17 protein-coding genes and 1 tRNA gene are annotated in these 17,306 nt (G+C 60.7%); 7 read left to right on the top strand and 11 right to left on the bottom strand.

Annotated features, from left to right (window positions below; genetic code table 11):
* The first annotated feature begins 87 nt into the window (after positions 1–87).
* The gene (locus FVE67_RS05360; RefSeq protein ID WP_168719611.1) at positions 88–1,377 is read left to right on the top strand and encodes an ArnT family glycosyltransferase; all 1,290 of its coding nucleotides are present in this window, start codon (positions 88–90) and stop codon (positions 1,375–1,377) included.
* Here the strand turns inward: FVE67_RS05360 and FVE67_RS05355 are convergent.
* From FVE67_RS05355 to FVE67_RS05320, 8 genes are all read right to left on the bottom strand, one after another.
* Positions 1,329–2,081 carry a zinc ribbon domain-containing protein gene (locus FVE67_RS05355; RefSeq protein ID WP_168719610.1) on the bottom strand — a complete coding sequence of 251 codons (753 nt, stop codon included), beginning with the start codon at positions 2,079–2,081 and terminating at the stop codon, positions 1,329–1,331. The genes FVE67_RS05360 and FVE67_RS05355 overlap by 49 nt on opposite strands.
* Position 2,082: 1 nt before the next feature.
* The gene (locus FVE67_RS05350) at positions 2,083–2,883 is read right to left on the bottom strand and encodes a Nif3-like dinuclear metal center hexameric protein (RefSeq protein WP_168719609.1); all 801 of its coding nucleotides are present in this window, start codon (positions 2,881–2,883) and stop codon (positions 2,083–2,085) included.
* Between the two features lie 17 nt (positions 2,884–2,900).
* Positions 2,901–2,974 (bottom strand) — tRNA-Ile (locus FVE67_RS05345).
* Positions 2,975–3,015: 41 nt separating this feature from the next.
* Positions 3,016–4,593 (bottom strand): RNA polymerase sigma factor RpoD, encoded by a 1,578-nt coding sequence (gene rpoD / locus FVE67_RS05340; RefSeq protein ID WP_168719608.1) that lies wholly within the window; start codon positions 4,591–4,593, stop codon positions 3,016–3,018.
* Positions 4,568–6,310 carry a DNA primase gene (dnaG, locus tag FVE67_RS05335; protein WP_168719607.1) on the bottom strand — a complete coding sequence of 581 codons (1,743 nt, stop codon included), beginning with the start codon at positions 6,308–6,310 and terminating at the stop codon, positions 4,568–4,570. The genes rpoD and dnaG overlap by 26 nt, the downstream gene beginning before the upstream one ends.
* Positions 6,307–8,589: an endonuclease MutS2 gene (locus FVE67_RS05330; RefSeq protein ID WP_168719606.1), complete on the bottom strand. Its 2,283-nt coding sequence runs from the start codon at positions 8,587–8,589 to the stop codon at positions 6,307–6,309. The genes dnaG and FVE67_RS05330 overlap by 4 nt, the downstream gene beginning before the upstream one ends.
* A gap of 4 nt (positions 8,590–8,593) precedes the next feature.
* The gene (rpsU, locus tag FVE67_RS05325) at positions 8,594–8,797 is read right to left on the bottom strand and encodes a 30S ribosomal protein S21 (protein WP_168719605.1); all 204 of its coding nucleotides are present in this window, start codon (positions 8,795–8,797) and stop codon (positions 8,594–8,596) included.
* Between the two features lie 56 nt (positions 8,798–8,853).
* On the bottom strand, positions 8,854–9,252 hold the full coding sequence (locus tag FVE67_RS05320) for an acyl-CoA thioesterase (RefSeq protein WP_168719604.1): 399 nt from the start codon (positions 9,250–9,252) through the stop codon (positions 8,854–8,856).
* Positions 9,253–9,411: 159 nt separating this feature from the next.
* Between FVE67_RS05320 and FVE67_RS05315 the strand changes: the two genes are divergently transcribed.
* The 6 genes from FVE67_RS05315 to FVE67_RS05290 are packed head-to-tail and all read left to right on the top strand — an operon-like array spanning position 9,412 to position 14,931.
* Positions 9,412–10,968 (top strand): glutamate synthase-related protein, encoded by a 1,557-nt coding sequence (locus FVE67_RS05315; RefSeq protein ID WP_168719603.1) that lies wholly within the window; start codon positions 9,412–9,414, stop codon positions 10,966–10,968.
* A gap of 3 nt (positions 10,969–10,971) precedes the next feature.
* Positions 10,972–12,147, top strand: a complete 1,176-nt coding sequence (locus FVE67_RS05310) for a class II glutamine amidotransferase (protein WP_168719602.1) — start codon at positions 10,972–10,974, stop codon at positions 12,145–12,147.
* 11 nt (positions 12,148–12,158) lie between these two features.
* A complete protein-coding gene (locus FVE67_RS05305; protein ID WP_168719601.1) occupies positions 12,159–12,902 on the top strand; it encodes a GltB/FmdC/FwdC-like GXGXG domain-containing protein in 744 nt (247 codons plus the stop codon).
* Positions 12,892–13,944, top strand: a complete 1,053-nt coding sequence (gene purM / locus FVE67_RS05300; protein WP_168719600.1) for a phosphoribosylformylglycinamidine cyclo-ligase — start codon at positions 12,892–12,894, stop codon at positions 13,942–13,944. The genes FVE67_RS05305 and purM overlap by 11 nt, the downstream gene beginning before the upstream one ends.
* Positions 13,941–14,348 carry a 2-thiouracil desulfurase family protein gene (locus tag FVE67_RS05295; RefSeq protein WP_168719599.1) on the top strand — a complete coding sequence of 136 codons (408 nt, stop codon included), beginning with the start codon at positions 13,941–13,943 and terminating at the stop codon, positions 14,346–14,348. The genes purM and FVE67_RS05295 overlap by 4 nt, the downstream gene beginning before the upstream one ends.
* A 31-nt stretch (positions 14,349–14,379) precedes the next feature.
* Positions 14,380–14,931 (top strand): Uma2 family endonuclease, encoded by a 552-nt coding sequence (locus FVE67_RS05290; RefSeq protein WP_168719598.1) that lies wholly within the window; start codon positions 14,380–14,382, stop codon positions 14,929–14,931.
* Here FVE67_RS05290 and FVE67_RS05285 read toward each other — a convergent pair.
* The 3 genes from FVE67_RS05285 to FVE67_RS05275 are packed head-to-tail and all read right to left on the bottom strand — an operon-like array spanning position 14,928 to position 17,305.
* The gene (locus FVE67_RS05285; protein WP_168719597.1) at positions 14,928–16,394 is read right to left on the bottom strand and encodes a menaquinone biosynthesis decarboxylase; all 1,467 of its coding nucleotides are present in this window, start codon (positions 16,392–16,394) and stop codon (positions 14,928–14,930) included. The two genes, FVE67_RS05290 and FVE67_RS05285, sit on opposite strands and share 4 nt — an antisense overlap.
* Positions 16,395–16,808 (bottom strand): HEPN domain-containing protein, encoded by a 414-nt coding sequence (locus FVE67_RS05280; RefSeq protein ID WP_168719596.1) that lies wholly within the window; start codon positions 16,806–16,808, stop codon positions 16,395–16,397. It abuts the gene before it with no gap.
* On the bottom strand, positions 16,805–17,305 hold the full coding sequence (locus tag FVE67_RS05275; RefSeq protein WP_168719595.1) for a nucleotidyltransferase domain-containing protein: 501 nt from the start codon (positions 17,303–17,305) through the stop codon (positions 16,805–16,807). Before FVE67_RS05275 ends, FVE67_RS05280 begins: the two co-directional genes overlap by 4 nt.
* Position 17,306 lies beyond the last annotated feature (1 nt).

Raw genomic sequence — 17,306 nt, 5'->3', positions numbered from 1 at the left:
GCAATCCAAATGAAGGCGGCTTTTAGAGCTTTTGGGGCTTTCTGTCTGGCAATCTTAGGACTATACATAGTTCCTCTCTTTTTACCCTTGACCTCCGTTCAGGAGGCCCGACGGGCGGAGATCGTACAGGAGGCGGTCCGTTTCGGCCACTGGCTCGTCCCGCACCTAAACGGCCAGCCCTACGTCACCAAGCCTCCGCTCCATCCCTGGCTCGCCGGGGCCCTGGCCTGGGCCCTGGGACTAAGTGAACCGGTGCTGCGGCTTCCTTCCCTTCTTTCTGCGGCCGGGATCCTGGCCCTCACCTATCTCCTGGCCCGCAGGCTGGGAGGGACCCTGGCCGCCTTCCTGGCGCTCCTTTTCCTCCTGGCCGCCCCGCGCTTTTACTTTTTCGCCCACCGGGTGGAACTGGAGATGCTTCTCGCCTTCTTCTTCACGGCCTATCTTTACGGGGCTTTCCTCTATCTCCGGTCCGGAAACCTGCGGCCCCTCCTCTGGGCCTTTCTGAGCTTTTCCGCGGGCCTTCTTACCAAGGGGCCCTTCATTCTTCTGGCCTTGTCCCCGGTGGTGGCCTTCGGATTCCTCACCCGGGAACGCCGGACCCTTTCCCTCCTCCACCCCCTGGCTCTCCTCCTTTCCGCAACCCCGGCCCTCGCCTGGTACCTCTACCTTTATCACCGACTCGGGGGAGGGAACTTCGGAGAGTTTGTCCGGGTAGATCTCCTAGGGAGGCTGACCACCGGGAAGCGCGACCCCTTTTATCACTACGCCGGGGCCCTCCTCCTGGGTTTTCTTCCCGAAAGCCTCCTCCTCTTGCGAGCCCAGGCCTTCCTCCGGCTACATCTGGCCGAAAGAGACCGGCTCTTTCTCCTCCTTTGCTGGCTTGTGCCCCTCCTCCTCCTCAGCTTCACCGCCGCCAAATTCAGTAAGTATCTCCTTTCACTTTATCCCTTTTTCGCTATCTCCCTGGCCCTTGCGGCCGCAAACTGGTTCCGGGAGAAGGAAAGACTGGTGCGTCAGGTAGCCCTCTTTCTGGCCCTGGGGCTTCTTGTTGGGGCCCTCTTTTCAGAAATCCGGGGAAATGCCCTGCGCTTTGAGTCCCTCAAACGGGCTCGGCCTTATCTCTCGGCCCCCAAGGTCTATTTTTACGGCCGGCCGAATTACCTTCTGGTCTTTTATCGGGGAGGCCCCATCCCGGTCTTAAAAGGCCCGCCCTTTCCCCCCGGAATTATTCTCCAAGAGACTCGCCAAGGCCTGGCCCCTCTTGACCAAGGCCTGCAATTCTTAAGAGAGATCTCCCCCTTTTACCGGAAAGGGAAGGTCCTGCGGGTCTATTCCTCAGCCGGAGCCTCCTCGGCCTCCTCGGGCTCCGGGAAGTAGATCTTCTTGTAATAGATCAGACGCCGGCAGAGAGGACATTCGTAATACTTGTCGTCCCGCTGAAGCTCGTTGAAGAGCTGGGGCGGGATGTGCATGTGGCACCCTCCGCAAGTCCCGTTTTCTACGGCCACAATGGCCAGCCCCCCTTTCCTCTCCCGGATGAATTCGTAGCGTCGCAGCAGGGTCTGGGGAATCTCCTGAAGTAACCGAGTCCTTTCCTCAAGATGCTTTTTCTTCTCCGCCTCAAGCTCCCCACACAGGGCCTCATACCGGGTCCTCTCTTCAGCCACCCGTTTTTCAACCTCGGCGATCTCTTTCTCCAGGGCCTCCTTCTCCTGCTTGAGCTTTTCCTGCTCCTCCATGAGCTTAAGAAGGTTCTCCTCCCGCTCCTTATTGGCCCTCTTGATCTCCTCCATCTCCCGCAGGAGGGCCTGGTACTCTCGGGTGCCCCTGATCTGCATGAGTCGGGTCTGGGTCTTGCGCAGGCGCTGCATCTCCTCCTCGAGCTCCTCCTCTTCGGCCCGGCGTTTGAGATCGATCTCCTCCAGACGCCGAGAAATCTCTTCTAAGCGGCTTTTCTTTTCCGCCAACTCGGCCTCGGCCGCCCGCAGGGCCGCGGGAAGCTCCTCCCTCTGTCGGTCTAACTCCAAAATTTTCAGATCCAACTCCTGAAGCCGGATGAGGCTGGCAATTTCCTGACGCACTTCAAGCCTCCTTGGGTAATATTTGTTGAAAGGGACCCTTCCCTCGGAAGTAACTCACCCGGATGGCGGGAAACTCCTGGGCTATTTTCCGGGCCAGCTTTTGCCAAAAATATTCCTCTAGGGCATAGTGATCGCTTACCACCAGGGCCACTCCGGAGACTTCGGCCACCCGGGCCGCATGATGTTTGACATCGCCGGTTATAAACGCCTGAGCCTGGTTTTGCAAGACCTCCGGAAGAAGGTCCATCCCGGAGCCGGCACAAAGGGCCACCCGCCGCAGCCGCAACTCCCCCTCTCCCACCAGAAAGACCGGGGCCTTCACCAGCCTGGCCAGACGCTCCGCGAGCTCGGCCAGAGAGAGGGGCTCCGGAACCTCGGCCAAACGCCCCAGCCCTACCCGAGGATCTTCCTTCCGGGGCCGAAGAGGCTCCCCCATCCGGAGGCCAAGCCCTTTACCTAAGGCCTCTGTAACCCCTCCCGGGGCCACATCCAGATTGGTGTGATAGGAGACCACGGTGACCCCCTCCCGGATGAGCCCCAAAATGAGGGCCTCCCAGGGGTCCTCCGCTGAAAGCCTTTTAAGGGGCCGGAAAAAGACGGGATGGTGGGTGAGAAGGCAATCTATCTTCTCCTCGCGCACCCATTTCGCCACCGCCGGGGTGAGCTCCAGGGCCAGGCCCAGATGGCGAACCGGAGCCCGGAGGGAGCCGAACTGCAGACCTACATTATCCCACTCCTCCGCCCAGCCGGCCGGGGCCCACTCCTCCACCCACTGACATATGTCTTCTACCGCGATCTCCATCTCCAAAAGATCAAGGGTGGGCCTGGGAGGATTCGAACCTCCGACCTCCCGGTTATGAGCCGGTGGCTCTAACCAGCTGAGCTACAGGCCCACCGCTTCTAATGTAGTCGGGCCTCCTTTTCTGTCAAGAAATCAGGAAGTCAGGTAAATTTTCAGAAATTTACTCCGCTGCGGATGCCGAAGCTTGCGCAGGGCCTTGGACTCGATCTGGCGAATGCGTTCCCGGGTGACCCCGAAGGCCCGCCCCACCTCCTCCAGGGTGTGTTCGTGTCTTTCCCCGATGCCGAAACGCAGCCGAAGCACCTTCTCCTCTCGCGGGGTAAGTAGAGAAAGAAGTTTGCGCACTTCTTCCATCATAGAAAGGTCCTCCGCCGCCTCGTCCGGCCCCAAAATCATTTCGTCCTCGATAAAATCCCCCAGAAGAGAATCCTCATCGTCTCCCACCGGGGTCTCCAGGGATACCGGGTCCTTGGTAACCTTGAGAATGGTCTTGACCTTTTCCACCGGAAGCCCCATTTCCTGGGCCAGAACCTCCGGAGTGGGCTCCTCACCCTTTTCCTGGTAGTAACGCAGAGAGGTGCGCACCAGCTTGTTCACCAGTTCAATCATATGCACCGGAATGCGGATGGTGCGGGCCTGGTCGGCAATGGCTCGGGTAATGGCCTGCCGAATCCACCAAGTGGCATAGGTGCTGAACTTATATCCCCGGCGCCAGTCAAATTTTTCCACCGCCTTCATGAGGCCGATATTGCCCTCCTGGATGAGATCCAGGAAGGGAAGCCCCCGGCCCACATACTTTTTGGCCACCGAGACCACCAGACGCAGATTGGCCCGCACCAGGCGTTCTTTGGCTTCCCGGGCCCGGGAAAGCCCGGCCTGCATCTCCTCGATCACCTTCCGGAATCGGAGAAGCGGCACCCCAAAGCGCTCCGGGATCTCCCGACGCAGCCGCTGAAAGGCCAGATATTTTTCGCGAAGGCGCAGAAACTCCTCGGCAGAAAGCCCCAGTTTGGCCGAGGCCGCCTCCACCCGGGAAAATTCTCCGTTGCTTTTTACAAAATGCTGGATGAGGACCGCCAGCTGGTATCCGGTGCGCTCCTCCATTTCTTTGAGGGCCCTTTCGGCCCGCGAAAGTTCGCAGGCCACCTCCAGGGGCTCTTTCACCAGTTCTTCGACGAGCCTGCGGGAAAGCCTCCTGGTAAAAAGGACCTCGCTCAAACTCCTCCGCAGGAGATAAAGGCGGCGGTAGGCTCCGATCCGTGGCCCCTTTTCCTGAGGGAGGTCTTCCAGGAGGGAGAGCATCTCCTTTAAGGTCCCCCTCAATTGCTCCAGCCATTCTTTGGTGGAAGAGGTTTCCCCAGAGTCTTCGGAAAACTCGTCCACATCCCGCAGGATTTCCCGCAGACGCACCTTTCCCTTCTCGAAATCCGCCAGAAGATGCGCGAGCTTCCGCAGGGTCCAGGGCAGAGAAAGGGCCGCCGCCAGGGCCTGGATCTCTCCCTCCTCCATGGCCCGGGCCAGCTCTACCTCCTCTTCCCGGGTAAGGAGGGGGATGTCCCCCATATCCTTGAGGTAATAACGCACGGGATCAAATTCTCGGGCCTCTAAGGCCTCCAGATCCTCCTCTAACCCATAAAGGGCCCCTACCTCGGTAAGACAGCTAGGTTCTTCTTTTTCCAACAATTCAAGACCCTTTTTGGAGCGGCTCATACACCCCCTCCCCTTGGCATTCTTTAGGAAATCTACGACAAAGCTCCGTATAGGCCCGGAGGAGTCCGGCCACCTCCTGGTGGCGTCCTCGGGCCTCAAGTTCTCGAATGGTCCGCCGAAGATCTCGGGCCTGGGCCTCAAACCGTCGGCGCAGGATCCAGGCACGAATCTGAGCCAGGACCTCCTCGGGAGAAGCCTCCAGCGGAGGAGAAAACAGAAGCTCGCTGAAAAGGGACTGCAGTATGCCCTCGACAAAGGTGAGCCGCTCCGGAGAAATCCCCTCCCGCAGGGCCGAAAGGACTTCTTCATAAAGGGTCTTTTCCGGATCCTCCAAGAATTCCTCGGGAGAAAGGGCCGCCAACTCCTCGGCCCGGGAGGGCCACTGGAGGAGAAATTGAAGGAGGAGCCGTCCCCAGGGGGCCCCCTCCCTCTCCTGGGAAAGGGTCTCCCTCTGAGGGCACCGAGGAGAGAGAAGCAATCCTTCAGGGAGATCCAGTTTGCGGGCCGCCCGACGCAGATATTCGTGACGGAGAACCGGATCCGGAAGGCGCCCCAGGATTTCCCGGATCTCGCGTACCACCTGGGCCTTGCCCTCCGGTCCCCGACCGTAAATCCTGAGGAGATACTCCACCAAAAAGGAAAGGGGCTCTTCCGCCTGCTCCAGGGCCTCGGAGAGGGCCGCCGGGGCCTTGCGCACCAGGCTGTCCGGATCTTCTCCCTCGGGGAGAAAGACCACCCGGGGAAAGAGCCCTTGAGAGAAAAAAAGCCCCACGGCCCGGGCCGCCGCCTTGCGGCCGGCCTCATCCCCGTCAAAGACCAGATACCAGTCCCGGGAAAACCTCTTCAAAAGGCGCACATGGTCTTCGGTCAGAGCGGTGCCGCAGGTGGCCACCGTGTGGCGAAAACCGTGCTCCCAGAGGGAAAGGAGGTCAAAATAACCCTCCACCACCAGGCCGTGGCCCTTTTCCCGAATAAAAGGACGGGCCTCGTAAAGTCCGTAAAGAACGCGGCTCTTATGATAAATGGGACTTTCGGGGGAGTTGAGATACTTGGGTTCTCCCTCCCCCACGATCCGGCCTCCGAAGGCCACCACCCGCCCGGAAAGATCCCGAATAGGAAAAATGAGCCGACCCCGGAAGCGGTCGTAATAGGTGCCATCCTCGCGCCGGGCCAGCACCCCGGCCTTTTCCGCCAGAGCCAGATCCACCCCGGCCAGACGTAGATGAGAGGTAAGGGCCCCTCCGTCGGAGGGGGCGTAGCCCAGAAGGAAGGTCCGCCGGAGGTCCTCGGAAAGACCGCGGCCCCGAAGATATTCCCGGGCCGCCTTCCCCTCCGGGGCCCCAAGCATCCTCTCAAAAAAACGCACCGCCCGCTCGTTTATACGGTAAAGCTCCCGATGTTCGCCGCTTTCCGCAGACTCCCGGAGCTCCGAGGGCAAAGGAAGATGGTACCTGCGGGCCAGCTCGCGCACCGCCTCCCCGAAGGAGAGCCCGTTTACCCGCATGTAAAAACCGATAACGTCTCCTCCGGCCCCGCAACCAAAGCAATAAAAAATCTGTTTTTCCTCGCTTACCGTAAAGGAGGGCTTGGTCTCGGAATGGAAGGGACAAAGCCCCACATAGTTGCGGCCCCTTTTCTTTAGGGCCACGAACTCGGAGATCAGATCCACGATATTTATGCTTTCTCGAAGGCGGAGGGCCGCCTCCCGAAGACTCACACCCCCCTCCCTTTAGTGGCCGCCGGAGAGGCCAAGCGCACCACGGTCACCCCTTCTCCCCCTTCCAGGGGCGAGCCGGGGCGCAGGGCCTCCACCGCCTCGTGGCCTTCGAGATAGGCCCTCACGGCGGTCAGCAGCCTCCCCGTACCCAGGCCGTGAACGATGCGCACCTCCCTTCGGCCTTCTAATAAGGCCCGGTTGAGAAAAGTCTCCAGCTGGGCCAGGGCCTCGTCCACCCGGAGACCGAGTAGATGGAGGGAGTCGCTTTGCGCAGGAGAAGCCGAGACCGAGATCCGTACCCGGGGTTCTGGCCGAACATCCGAAAGGACTTTAATACTTTTTCGCGGGACTGCAAGTCTAAAGGCCCCGGCCCGCACCTCCACCTCCCGGCCCAGATCCCGCAGGACCTCGGCTTCCTTCCGAAGATCGAGGAGATAGACCTTCTGGCCCGGCTGAAGCCTTTCGGGGACCCTCTCCTGAAGCGGAGCCAGCACCTCCTCCACCTGCTCCCGAAAGACCCTTTCCCGGGTCCGAGGTCCTTCGGCCTTGCGGGCCAGGGGGGCCATTTCGGCCTCTAGTTTCCGCAAGCGCTCCCAAACCTCCGCGCGCAAGCGCTCCCTCTCTTCCGTAAGATGTCTTTCGACCTCTCGCCTCCTTTCCGCAAGCCGGCTCTCCTCAAGGGCTAGAGCCCTTTCCTTCTCCGCCAGGAGCGCCTCTTTTTCCCGAAGGGTCTCTTCCAGACGCCGGATCTCCGCCAAAAGCCGTTCATAGTCTTCACCCCCGGAAAGGAGGGCCTCGGCCCGGTCCACCACCTCTTCCGGAAGCCTGCGGCGGGCCAGGCCCAGGCCGTGGGAGGCCCCCACCAATCCGTAAACCAGGCGATAGGTAGGCCGGCCGAACCTTTCGTCAAAGAGCATCCCCGCGGGCCGGGCCCGGGGCGAGGACAAGGCATAGCGCTTGACCTCGGAAAAATGGGTGGTGGCCACGATAAAGGCCCCGGAGGTCTCCAGTCTCTCCAACACCGCCACGGACAGGGCGGCTCCTTCCCGAGGATCGGTTCCTCTGCCCGGCTCATCGAGGATCACCAGAGACCCCGGACCGGCGCCCTCCAGGATCTCGGCCAGCTCCCGCAGATGGGCGGAAAAGGTGCTCTCCCCGGAGGAAAGTTCCTGCTCGTCTCCCAGGTCTGCAAGCACCCGGGAAAAGACCGGAATCTCCGAGTCCTCCGAGGCCGGAAGGGGAAAGCCCGCCTGGGCCATGAGGACACAGAGCCCCACGGTCTTGGCGGCCACAGTCTTGCCCCCGAAGTTGGGCCCGCTTATTACCAGCACGGGCCTTTCCGGAGAAAGCCGAAAGTCGTTCCGCACCGGGGTCTCTCCGGCCAGAAAAAAGAAGGGATGGGCCGCCGAAAGGAGGCGCAGGCTCCCCGAAGGCTTGAGCCGGGGAAAGCGCCCCCGCCAAGAGCGAGAGAGTTCAAAGAGGGCCAAAGCCAGGTCCACCTCCGCCAGGGCTTCCTCCAGACGGTAGATCTCCGGAGCCCTTTCGGCCACCAGGGCGCTCAAGCGGGCCAGGACCTTTCTTTTGGCCCGTTCTTCCTCCAGGCGGGCCCGTTCCAGTTCATTGGCCACGGGCACGGCTTCGGCCGGCTCGATGAAGACCGTGGCCCCGGTCTGGGAAACATCGTGCAGGATCCCCGGCACCCGGGCCCGATATTCGGAACGCACCGGAAGCACCAGGCGTCCCTTGCGCTGAAAGATGAGTTCCTCCCGCAGGACCCCGGCCCGGGCATAGCGCCGCAGGAGATCTTCCATCAGGGCATGCAGCCTCTCAAAAAGGCGGCGATATCGCCTCCGGGCCTCGGCCAGCTCCCAGGAGGCCTCGTCCGCAAGATCCTTTCCCCCGGGCGCCAGCGCCCTTTCGAGTTCCCGCAGGAGGGGCTCCAGAGGAGAGACCTCCGGGAAAAAGGAAAGCTCCCCCAGGGCCTTTCCCGCAGAAAAGGCCTCGGCCAGGGCGTAAAGTTCCTCGGGATAAAGGAGCCCGCCCCGCTGGGCCTTCTTTACCAGAGGGGCCAGGGCCGGAAGTCTGGGCAGGGAAAAATCCGTGCGCTTTTCGCGGAACCGAAAGACTTCCCGGAAGCGTTCTTGACGGGCCTGGGCTTGTTCAAAAGAAAAGGCCGGGGACAGACCCTCCAAGAGGGCTTCCCCGGCGGCAGTGCGCAGTCTTTTTTTAAGATGGGCTAGCAGTCCGGGCCATTCGAGCTTTTCCAGGGTGCCCGGCATTCAATCAATCATACTGACGCATCTTCTTGAGTTTTTTAAGATAGCGCTTGCGGGCGGCCATGAGCTTTTTCCGCCGACGCACTCCGGGCTTTTCGTAGAATTCGCGCTTTTTCACCTCGGAAAGGATCTTGTCCCGCTCTACCATCTTCTTGAACCGCTTAAGAGCCTGCTCAAAGGGCTCGTCCTCTCTTACGATCACTCCCGGCAAAGGAATCCCCTCCTTTCGTTGGAATTTGCGGCATATTAACACCCCTCGGAAACCTGTCAACGGCAAAGTTTTTCGAGGCAGACCAGAAGATCCTGGGGAAAGCGGGTAAGTCGGCCCTGGCGATTGACCGGGGCATGCACCGTATAGCCGGTGGCCAAGGTGCGGCCTTCTTCGGAGGCCACCCGGTAGTCGAAGCGCACTCGATGCGGCCGAACCTCGGAAAGCCGGGTCTCAAGCGCCAGGAGATCGTCGTAGCGGGCCGGGGCCTTGTACCGCACCTGGACCTCCACCACCGGAAGGATTAGCCCCCTTTCTTCCTCAATCTGGCGGTAGGTGATCCCTGCAGCCCGCAGAAGTTCGGTGCGCCCGATCTCAAAAAGCCGGAGGTAATTTCCGTAGTACATCACGCCCCCACAATCCGTGTCTCCGTAAATCACCCGGTACCAGATCCGCATCTCAGGCCTCCTTTAAGGCTTCGGTTAAGGCTACCACTACCGAGAAAGGCCGGGCAACCAGGAAGGAAGGAATCAGGGCTTGAAGGGCGCTTAAAGTTTCATTAAAGTGGCAAATTGCCTGCGGTGTGCCGCAGGCAAGCCCGGAGGAGGTTCCGAAAAGTGGGAGAGCGCACTAAAAAAGATTCCCCGAAGAAAAAGGTCCCCCAGTGGGCCAAGTTTTTCCCGGATTTTGTCATTGAACGCGATCCGGAAAAGTGCATTAAGTGCCGGATCTGTGTGCGGGAGTGCTCCTACGGGGCCCATATCTGGAACGCCAAAAAGAAGGAACTCTCCGAGGATCCCACCAAGTGCGTGGGTTGTCATCGGTGCGAGGCCATGTGCCCCACGCGGGCCATTGTCATCCGGCGCAACCCCTCGGAGTTTCGGGAGCACGCCGTCTGGACCCCCTGGCATATCAAAAATGTCTACAAGCAGGCCGACCAGGGCGGCGTGCTCCTTTCCTCCACCGGCTGTGCCAAACCCATCCGGACCTATTTTGATCACCTGGTGCTTGACGCCTGCCAGGTGACCAACCCGCCCATCGATCCTCTGCGGGAGCCCATGGAGCTGCGTACCTTCCTGGGGCCTAAGCCCGACGCCCTCGAGGTGGAGGTCCGGGACGGGAAGTTCCGCCTCAAAAGACCCCTCCCGCGGCAGATCCAGCTCGAGGTGCCCATCATGTTTGCGGCCATGAGCTATGGGGCCATAAGTCTGCACGTGCACCAGGGGCTGGCCCGGGCGGCCCGCGACCTGGGAACCCTTTACAACACCGGGGAAGGCGGGCTTCACGCCTCCCTTTATGAATACGGTTCGAACACCATTGTCCAGTGCGCCTCCGGGCGCTTCGGTCTCCACGTGGACTACCTGAATGCCGGAGTGGCCATCGAGATCAAGATCGGCCAGGGGGCCAAGCCCGGAATCGGAGGGCACCTTCCCGGAGAAAAGGTCACGGAGGAGATCTCTAAGACCCGGATGATTCCCGTGGGCTCGGACGCCCTCTCCCCGGCTCCGCACCATGACATTTATTCCATTGAGGATCTTCGGGGCCTCATCTTTGCCCTCAAGGAGGCTACGGAATATCAAAAGCTGGTCTTCGTGAAAATTGCCGCGGTACACAACGTGGCGGCCATCGCCTCGGGCATTGTGCGGGCCGGGGCCGACGCCGTGGTCATTGATGGTCTCAAGGGAGGCACCGGGGCGGCCCCGACCATGTTCCGGGACAACATCGGGATACCCATCGAGCTGGCTGTGGCCGCGGTGGATCAGCGTTTGCGGGAAGAAGGCATCCGCAATTGGGCCTCGGTCATCGCCTCCGGGGGGATCCGCAACAGTGCCGACGTGATCAAACTTATCGCCCTGGGGGCCGACGCGGTCTATATCGGCACGCCGGCCCTTATCGCCGTGGGCTGCACCATGTGCCAGCACTGTTTTACCGGGAAATGCCCCTGGGGAATCGCCACCAATCAGCCGGAACTCATCAAGCGGCTTCCTCCGGAGGTGGCCTACGAAAAGATTTACAACCTGGTCCACGGCTGGGCCCACGAGATGAAAGAGATGCTCGGGGCCATGGGAATCAACGCCATCGAGAGCTTGCGGGGCAACCGGGACAAACTCCGGGCCGTGGGACTTACGGAAAAAGAAATGGAAATCCTGGGAGTAAAACACGCAGGGGAGTAGGCCATGGACTTTCTCAGGGGATTAAGCAAGGACATCTCAGGCTGCGGGCTTTCCGGGGTCATCCACCGCAAGGGAGAACTCATCCCGGGCGAGGTCATCGTAAAGTCCATCTGCTGTCAGGAGGAGCGGGGAAACGGCCTGGGGGCCGGCTTTGCCGCCTACGGCATCTACCCGGACTTTGCGGACCATTACGCCCTCCACATCATGGCGGATCATAAAAAGGCCCTGGAGGAGGTGGAGGAACTCCTGGCCCACCGCACTTACATGGCTCACGAGGAACCCATCCCCACCCGGCGCACCCCGGGGATCGAGAATCCCCCGCTGTTCAAGCGCTATTTCGTAAAGCCCAAGTATGAAGGGGAAGTGCGGGAGGTCTGTGGCCCGGAAGATGAAGACGACTACATGGTCTCCCTGGTGATGGAAATCAACACCCGGATCCCCGGGGCCTATGTGATCTCCTCGGGGAAAAACATGGGGGCCTTCAAGGGGGTGGGCTTTCCGGCCCAGATTGCGGACTTTTTCCGCATTGAGGAATACCGGGCCTTTATCTGGACCGCCCACAACCGCTTTCCCACCAACACCCCGGGCTGGTGGGGCGGGGCCCATCCTTTTACCATCCTGGACTGGTCCATAGTGCACAATGGAGAGATCTCCAGCTACGGCACCAACCGGCGGTATCTGGAAATGTTTGGCTACCACTGCACCCTCCTTACGGACACGGAGGTGGTGGCCTACCTTCTGGATCTCCTTATTCGGCGGCACGGGCTGCCCATCGAGGTGGCCTGTATGGCCCTGGCCCCGCCCTTCTGGGAGGAGATCGACCGGATGCCCGAGGAGGAGCGGGAGCTGGCCCGAGCGGTGCGGACAGTCTATGGAGCGGCCATGCTCAACGGGCCCTTTGCCATCCTTTTTGCCTACAACGGTGGCCTGGTAGGGCTCAACGATCGGGTAAAGCTTCGGCCCCTCGTGGCCGCGGAGAAAGGGGACCTGGTCTATATGGCCAGCGAGGAGGCGGCCATCCGGGCCATCTGTCCGGATCCGGACCGGGTCTGGGCCCCCAAGGCCGGAGAGCCGGTGATCGTGGAGCTGGAGCCCGGGGTGATCCCCAACCAGAGGAGTTACCTCCGGGGCCCGGAAAGAGGCACCGGAGCCGCGGCCTGCCGCTATCCAGGAGAGTAAAGGAGGTAGGGATGCCCACGGAAATCGACGCCAAAGATCTCCATTACCGGGACCTCAATCGCCTCCTGCGGGCCAAAATCGCCGAAGGAGAGCGGGAGTTCATCCTGCGCAACGTGAACGGCCAGCGCTATATTGCCGCCGGGGTCTCGGAGAAGGTCCGCCTTGAGATCTATGGGACCCCGGGGCTCGACCTGGGGGCCTTCATGCGGGGGCCGGAGATCATCGTCCACGGGAACACCCAGGACGGGGCCGGAAACACCATGGATGAGGGCAAGATTGTCATTCACGGCATGGCCGGGGATGTGGTGGGCTACGCCATGCGTGGAGGAAAGATCCATGTTTACTCGGATGTAGGTTACCGGGTGGGCATCCACATGAAGGCCTATATAGACAAGGTCCCGGTGATCGTTATCGGGGGCAAGGCCGGAGACTTCCTCGGGGAATACATGGCCGGAGGCATCATCATCCTTCTGGGGATGTTCTCCCGCTATCCGGAACGGCCCATCGCCGGAATCTATCTGGGAACGGGTATGCACGGGGGGACCATCTATGTGCGGGGACGGGTTTCGGAACACCAGCTGGGCCTGGGCTTGAAGCCCCACAAGCTCACCGAAGAAGACGAGGCCCTTCTGCGCCGGCACCTTTCGGAGTACTGCGAGGACTTCAACCTGGACCTGGAAGAGATCATGAAGGAACCCTTCGTAAAGATCGAACCCTACACGCACCGTCCTTACGGGAAGCTCTATGCCTACTGAGGGTAAGAGTCGATACGCCGAAGCCGGAGTGGATATCGACAAGGCCAATCGGCTGGTGGAAGAAGTCCGCCGGCTGGTGAAAAGCACCCCGCGGCTGGGGGTCCTTTCGGACATCGGAGGCTTTTCCGGGCTTTTCGCCCTGGATCTGGCCCATTACCGGGAGCCGGTGCTTGCGGCCACCACCGATGGGGTGGGCACGAAGATCAAGGTGGCCCTGGCCGCAGGGGCCCACCGGGGAATCGGGATCGATCTCGTGGCTATGTGCGTGAACGACCTGGTGGTCTGCGGGGCCAAGCCCCTCTTTTTCCTCGACTACCTGGCCTTCGGAAGGCTAGAGGAAAAGATCTATCTCGAACTCCTCGAGGGGATCACCGAGGGCTGCCGGCAGGCCGATTGTGCCCTTCTTGGCGGGGAAACCGCGGAGATGCCAGGAATGTATCCCCCGGGGGAGTACGACTGTGCGGGATTTGCCGTGGGAGTGGTGGACCGCAACCGCATCGTGGACGGCTCCGAGGTCTCCGTGGGAGACGTCATCCTGGGACTGGCCTCAAGCGGGCTCCATGCCAACGGTTTTTCCCTGGTGCGCAAGGTGGTCTTTGAGGAATTGGGGCTTTCCCTCGAAGATCAACCCGCGGGGCTTGAGCGTCCCCTGGGCGAGGAACTCCTTGAGCCCACCCGCATCTACGTAAAAACCGTCCTTAACCTCCTCAACCGAGGCATTCGCCTAAAGGCCATGGCCCACATCACCGGCGGAGGCTTCTACGACAACCTCTCTCGGGTGCTGCCCAAAGGGGTCAAGGCGGTGATCGAAAAGAGCGCCTGGGAGATCCCACCCATCTTTCGTTTCCTCAAAGAGGCCGGAGGCCTTGCGGAAGAAGAATTCTACCGGGTCTTCAATTGTGGAATAGGTTTCGTATTGATCATTCCTGAGGAGCAAGTGGAGGAGGTAGAGGCCGTCTGTCGGGGTTTAGGAGAAAAGGTCTATCGATTGGGGACCATCGAGGCCTGCAAGAAGCGCGAGGCCCGGGTAATCTTGGTGTGAGAGAGACGGTTCTCGTTTCCGCCTGTCTTCTCGGATTAGCCACGCGTTATGACGGAAAGCGCCTTTTGGAGCCCCGAGCCCGGGACCTTCTCGAGCGCTATCGAGTGGTTCCCGTCTGTCCGGAACAACTCGGGGGGCTTCCCACGCCCCGGCCCCCAGCGGAGATCCTGGGAGGGGATGGAGGGGCCGTCCTTTCCGGAGCCGCTCGGGTGATAAATGCCCGGGGGGAAGACGTGACCGGGGCCTTCCTGCGGGGGGCCGAGGAGGTCCTGCGGCTTGCTCGCCTTCTCGGGGCCCGCCAGGCCTTCCTCAAGGCCCAAAGCCCCTCCTGCGGCCTCCACCCCCTCGGGGTAACCGCCGCCCTCCTTCTTCGGGAAGGGCTGGAAGTTTACGAATGGGCCTAGAGGATTAAAATGGTTTAAGGAGGCGCGATTTATGGCCCTTTCCCGGACGGAAATTCTCTCTCCGGCGGTCTCCCGAAGACGCTATACCTATCGGGATCTCCTGGAGGGCCGACTCCCTTCCGGGCTTTACGAGATTGTGGGCGGGGAGGTCGTGCGCATGGCTCCGGCGGGGTTCGTCCACGGAGATTGGGAAGGAGAAGTCTATTATCGGCTTAAACAGCTCCTGGGGCACAAGGGGTGGCTAGCGGTGGGAGAGGTGGGGTTGGTGATCTCTAAGGAGCCCCTCACCCTGCGGGCCGCGGACATCGTTTTCCTCTCCCGGGAAAGATGCCCGGAGCGGCCCCGAGGGTATCTGGAGATACCCCCTGACCTGGTGGTGGAGATTGAAAGACCGGGAGCCGGAGATATCCACGCCAAACTTCGGGATTACTTTTCTTTCGGCGTCTCCCGGGTCCTGGTGATTAATCCCGAGGAAAAGACCCTAGCCCTTTACACCTCCGAGGGGCGGGTCTCCTTCCATTCCACCGAAGAAGAGGTGGAAGTCCTTCCCGGGGTCAGGCTCTCTCTAAAGGACCTTCCTTAACGCCCGGAAAGGTATTTTTCCAGTCCCAGGGTTTTCCAGAGGCGGTCCACTCGCTCCTTTACCTCCGGGGTCATTTCAATGACCTCCGGCCAGTCACGACCGAAGCCCTCCTCCGGCCACTTGCGGGTGGCGTCGATGGCCATCTTCGAGCCGTAAAAGGGATAGGGGGAGGCGTGGTCTAGGGCGTCCACCGGCCCCTGGACGAAGAAGACGTCCCGGGCCGGATCGATGTTATTGCCCAGCCGCCAGAGGCACTCCGAAAGATCCTGCACATTGACCTCTTTGTCGAAGATAACGATGATCTTGGTGAACATCATCTGCCCCAGCCCCCAGAGGGCGCAGGCCACCTTGCGGGCGTGCCCGGGATAGCGTTTGTCAATGGAAACTAGGGCCAGGTTATGAAAGACCCCCTCTAGGGGAAGGTTGATATCCACAATCTCTGGCAGGGTCTTTTTGATGAGGGGGAGAAAGAGTCTTTCCGTGGCCTTGGCCATAAAGCAATCTTCCTGCGGCGGGCGCCCCACAATGGTGGCCGGATAAAGGGCCTCCCGGCGCATGGTCATGCAGGTCACATGAAAGACCGGGTAATAATCCGGAAGGGAATAGTAGCCGGTATGGTCCCCGAAGGGCCCCTCAAGCCGTCGTTCTCCGGGCTCCACATAGCCCTCAAGCACAATCTGGCTTTCGGCCGGCACCTCCAGGGGCACGGTAAGACAGCGCACAAGTTCCACCGGTTTTCCCCGCAGGAAACCGGCAAAGACCATCTCGTCTACGTCCTCGGGAAGCGGGGCCGTAGCGGCATAGGTTACCGCCGGATCCGGCCCCAAGGCCACAGCCACCGGAAGGCGTTCCCCCCGGCGCTCGGCCACCCGGTAGTGATGGGCCCCGCCCTTGTGGGTGTGCCAGTGCATTCCGGTGGTCCGCCGATCGAAGACCTGCATACGGTACATCCCGGCGTTGCGCACCCCGGTCTCCGGGTGCTTGGTAATGACCACCGGAAGGGTAATGAAAGGTCCCCCGTCCTTGGGCCAGCACTTGAGGACCGGAAGCCGGGTAAGGTCCACCTGGTCCCCCTTAAAGACGATCTCCTGGCAGGGGGCCTTTTTGACCATCTGGGGAAACATGTTTTTCATCCGGGAAAGCTTGGGGACCAATTTAAGCTTTTTGAAAAGGGAATCCGGGGCCTCCACCTGAAGAAAGTCCGCGATCTCCTCCGCCAGCTCCTCCAGACTTTCCACCCCCAGGGCCAGCGCCATACGTCGCAGGGAACCAAAGGCGTTGGTGAGGACCGGCAGATTATGGCCTTTGACCCGCTCAAAAAGGAGGGCCGGCCCTCCGGCCTTGACCACCCGGTCGGTAATTTCCGTAATCTCCAGCTCGGCAGAGACTTCTTCTTTTATGCGCAGAAGCTCCCCTTCGGCCTCAAGACGCTTTACAAACTCCTGCAGGTTCTTATAGGCCATCTAATCTCCTCCTATAAGCTCCCGGGCCACCCGCACCACCTTTTCGGCCTCGGCCATGGCTTCCCGGGCCTCCTCCGGGCCATACTCTTCTGTAGGGATGAAATCGATATCCCCGTAAAAGGCCAGCTCTCTTTCCTTGCGTAACCGTTTGGAAATCCGGGCCAATTCTGGAAGTTCCAAGCGTATATCTTCAGGGAACAAATCCGCATTTTCCAAAAGCACCCGACCCACATCGTGCCATTTAGGAGGATCCACGCCCACATAGCGCAACATGGCCTTAAGGGCTAATTCCACAACTTCCTGGGCCTCCCTTACCACATCCGAAAAGTCCTCTTCTTCTAAAAGCACGGGGAGGATCTTGAGGCGTTTTTGAGCCTTAAACAGGTAGCTCCGGGCCAAGGCCAGATTGGTCAAAGTTCGATCACCTCCCCGGGGCGATAATCCGGCTTGAGGATCCAATACCAACCCCCGCCGCTAAAGACCCTCCGGGCCCCCAGGGCCTTGAGCTTACGGCGCAGATCTTCCAAATATTCCTGTAGAAAACCCTCCGGATCATAAAGGATCAGGGCCTCCTCGGTCATGTCTAAAAAGACCGGAGAGCCCAAGCGCACTTCTTCCGGGGTCTTGATGAGGGGGGTGATCTCCGGAAGATAGGGCTGGCCGCGCTCGGCCCAGATCCGCTCCAGGGGCTCCTCCACTCCGGAAATGAACTCCTCCACCCGGCGTCTCCGACCCCGGGGAAGCGCCCGCGCCACCACCAGGAGATCAATGTCGGAGTCCGGCCGGAAGGTCCCTCGAGCTACAGAGCCAAAGACCGCCACGGAAACCAGTCGCGGGCCGTAAAACTCCTTGAGCCTCTCACAGAGGTCTTCCAGGACCCGGCGGTAAAATTCCCGATATCCCTGAGTCATT

Source organism: Thermosulfurimonas marina (assembly GCF_012317585.1).
In the GTDB taxonomy this organism is placed as follows: domain Bacteria; phylum Desulfobacterota; class Thermodesulfobacteria; order Thermodesulfobacteriales; family Thermodesulfobacteriaceae; genus Thermosulfurimonas_A; species Thermosulfurimonas_A marina.
This window is presented reverse-complemented; position numbering and strand designations above follow the sequence as displayed.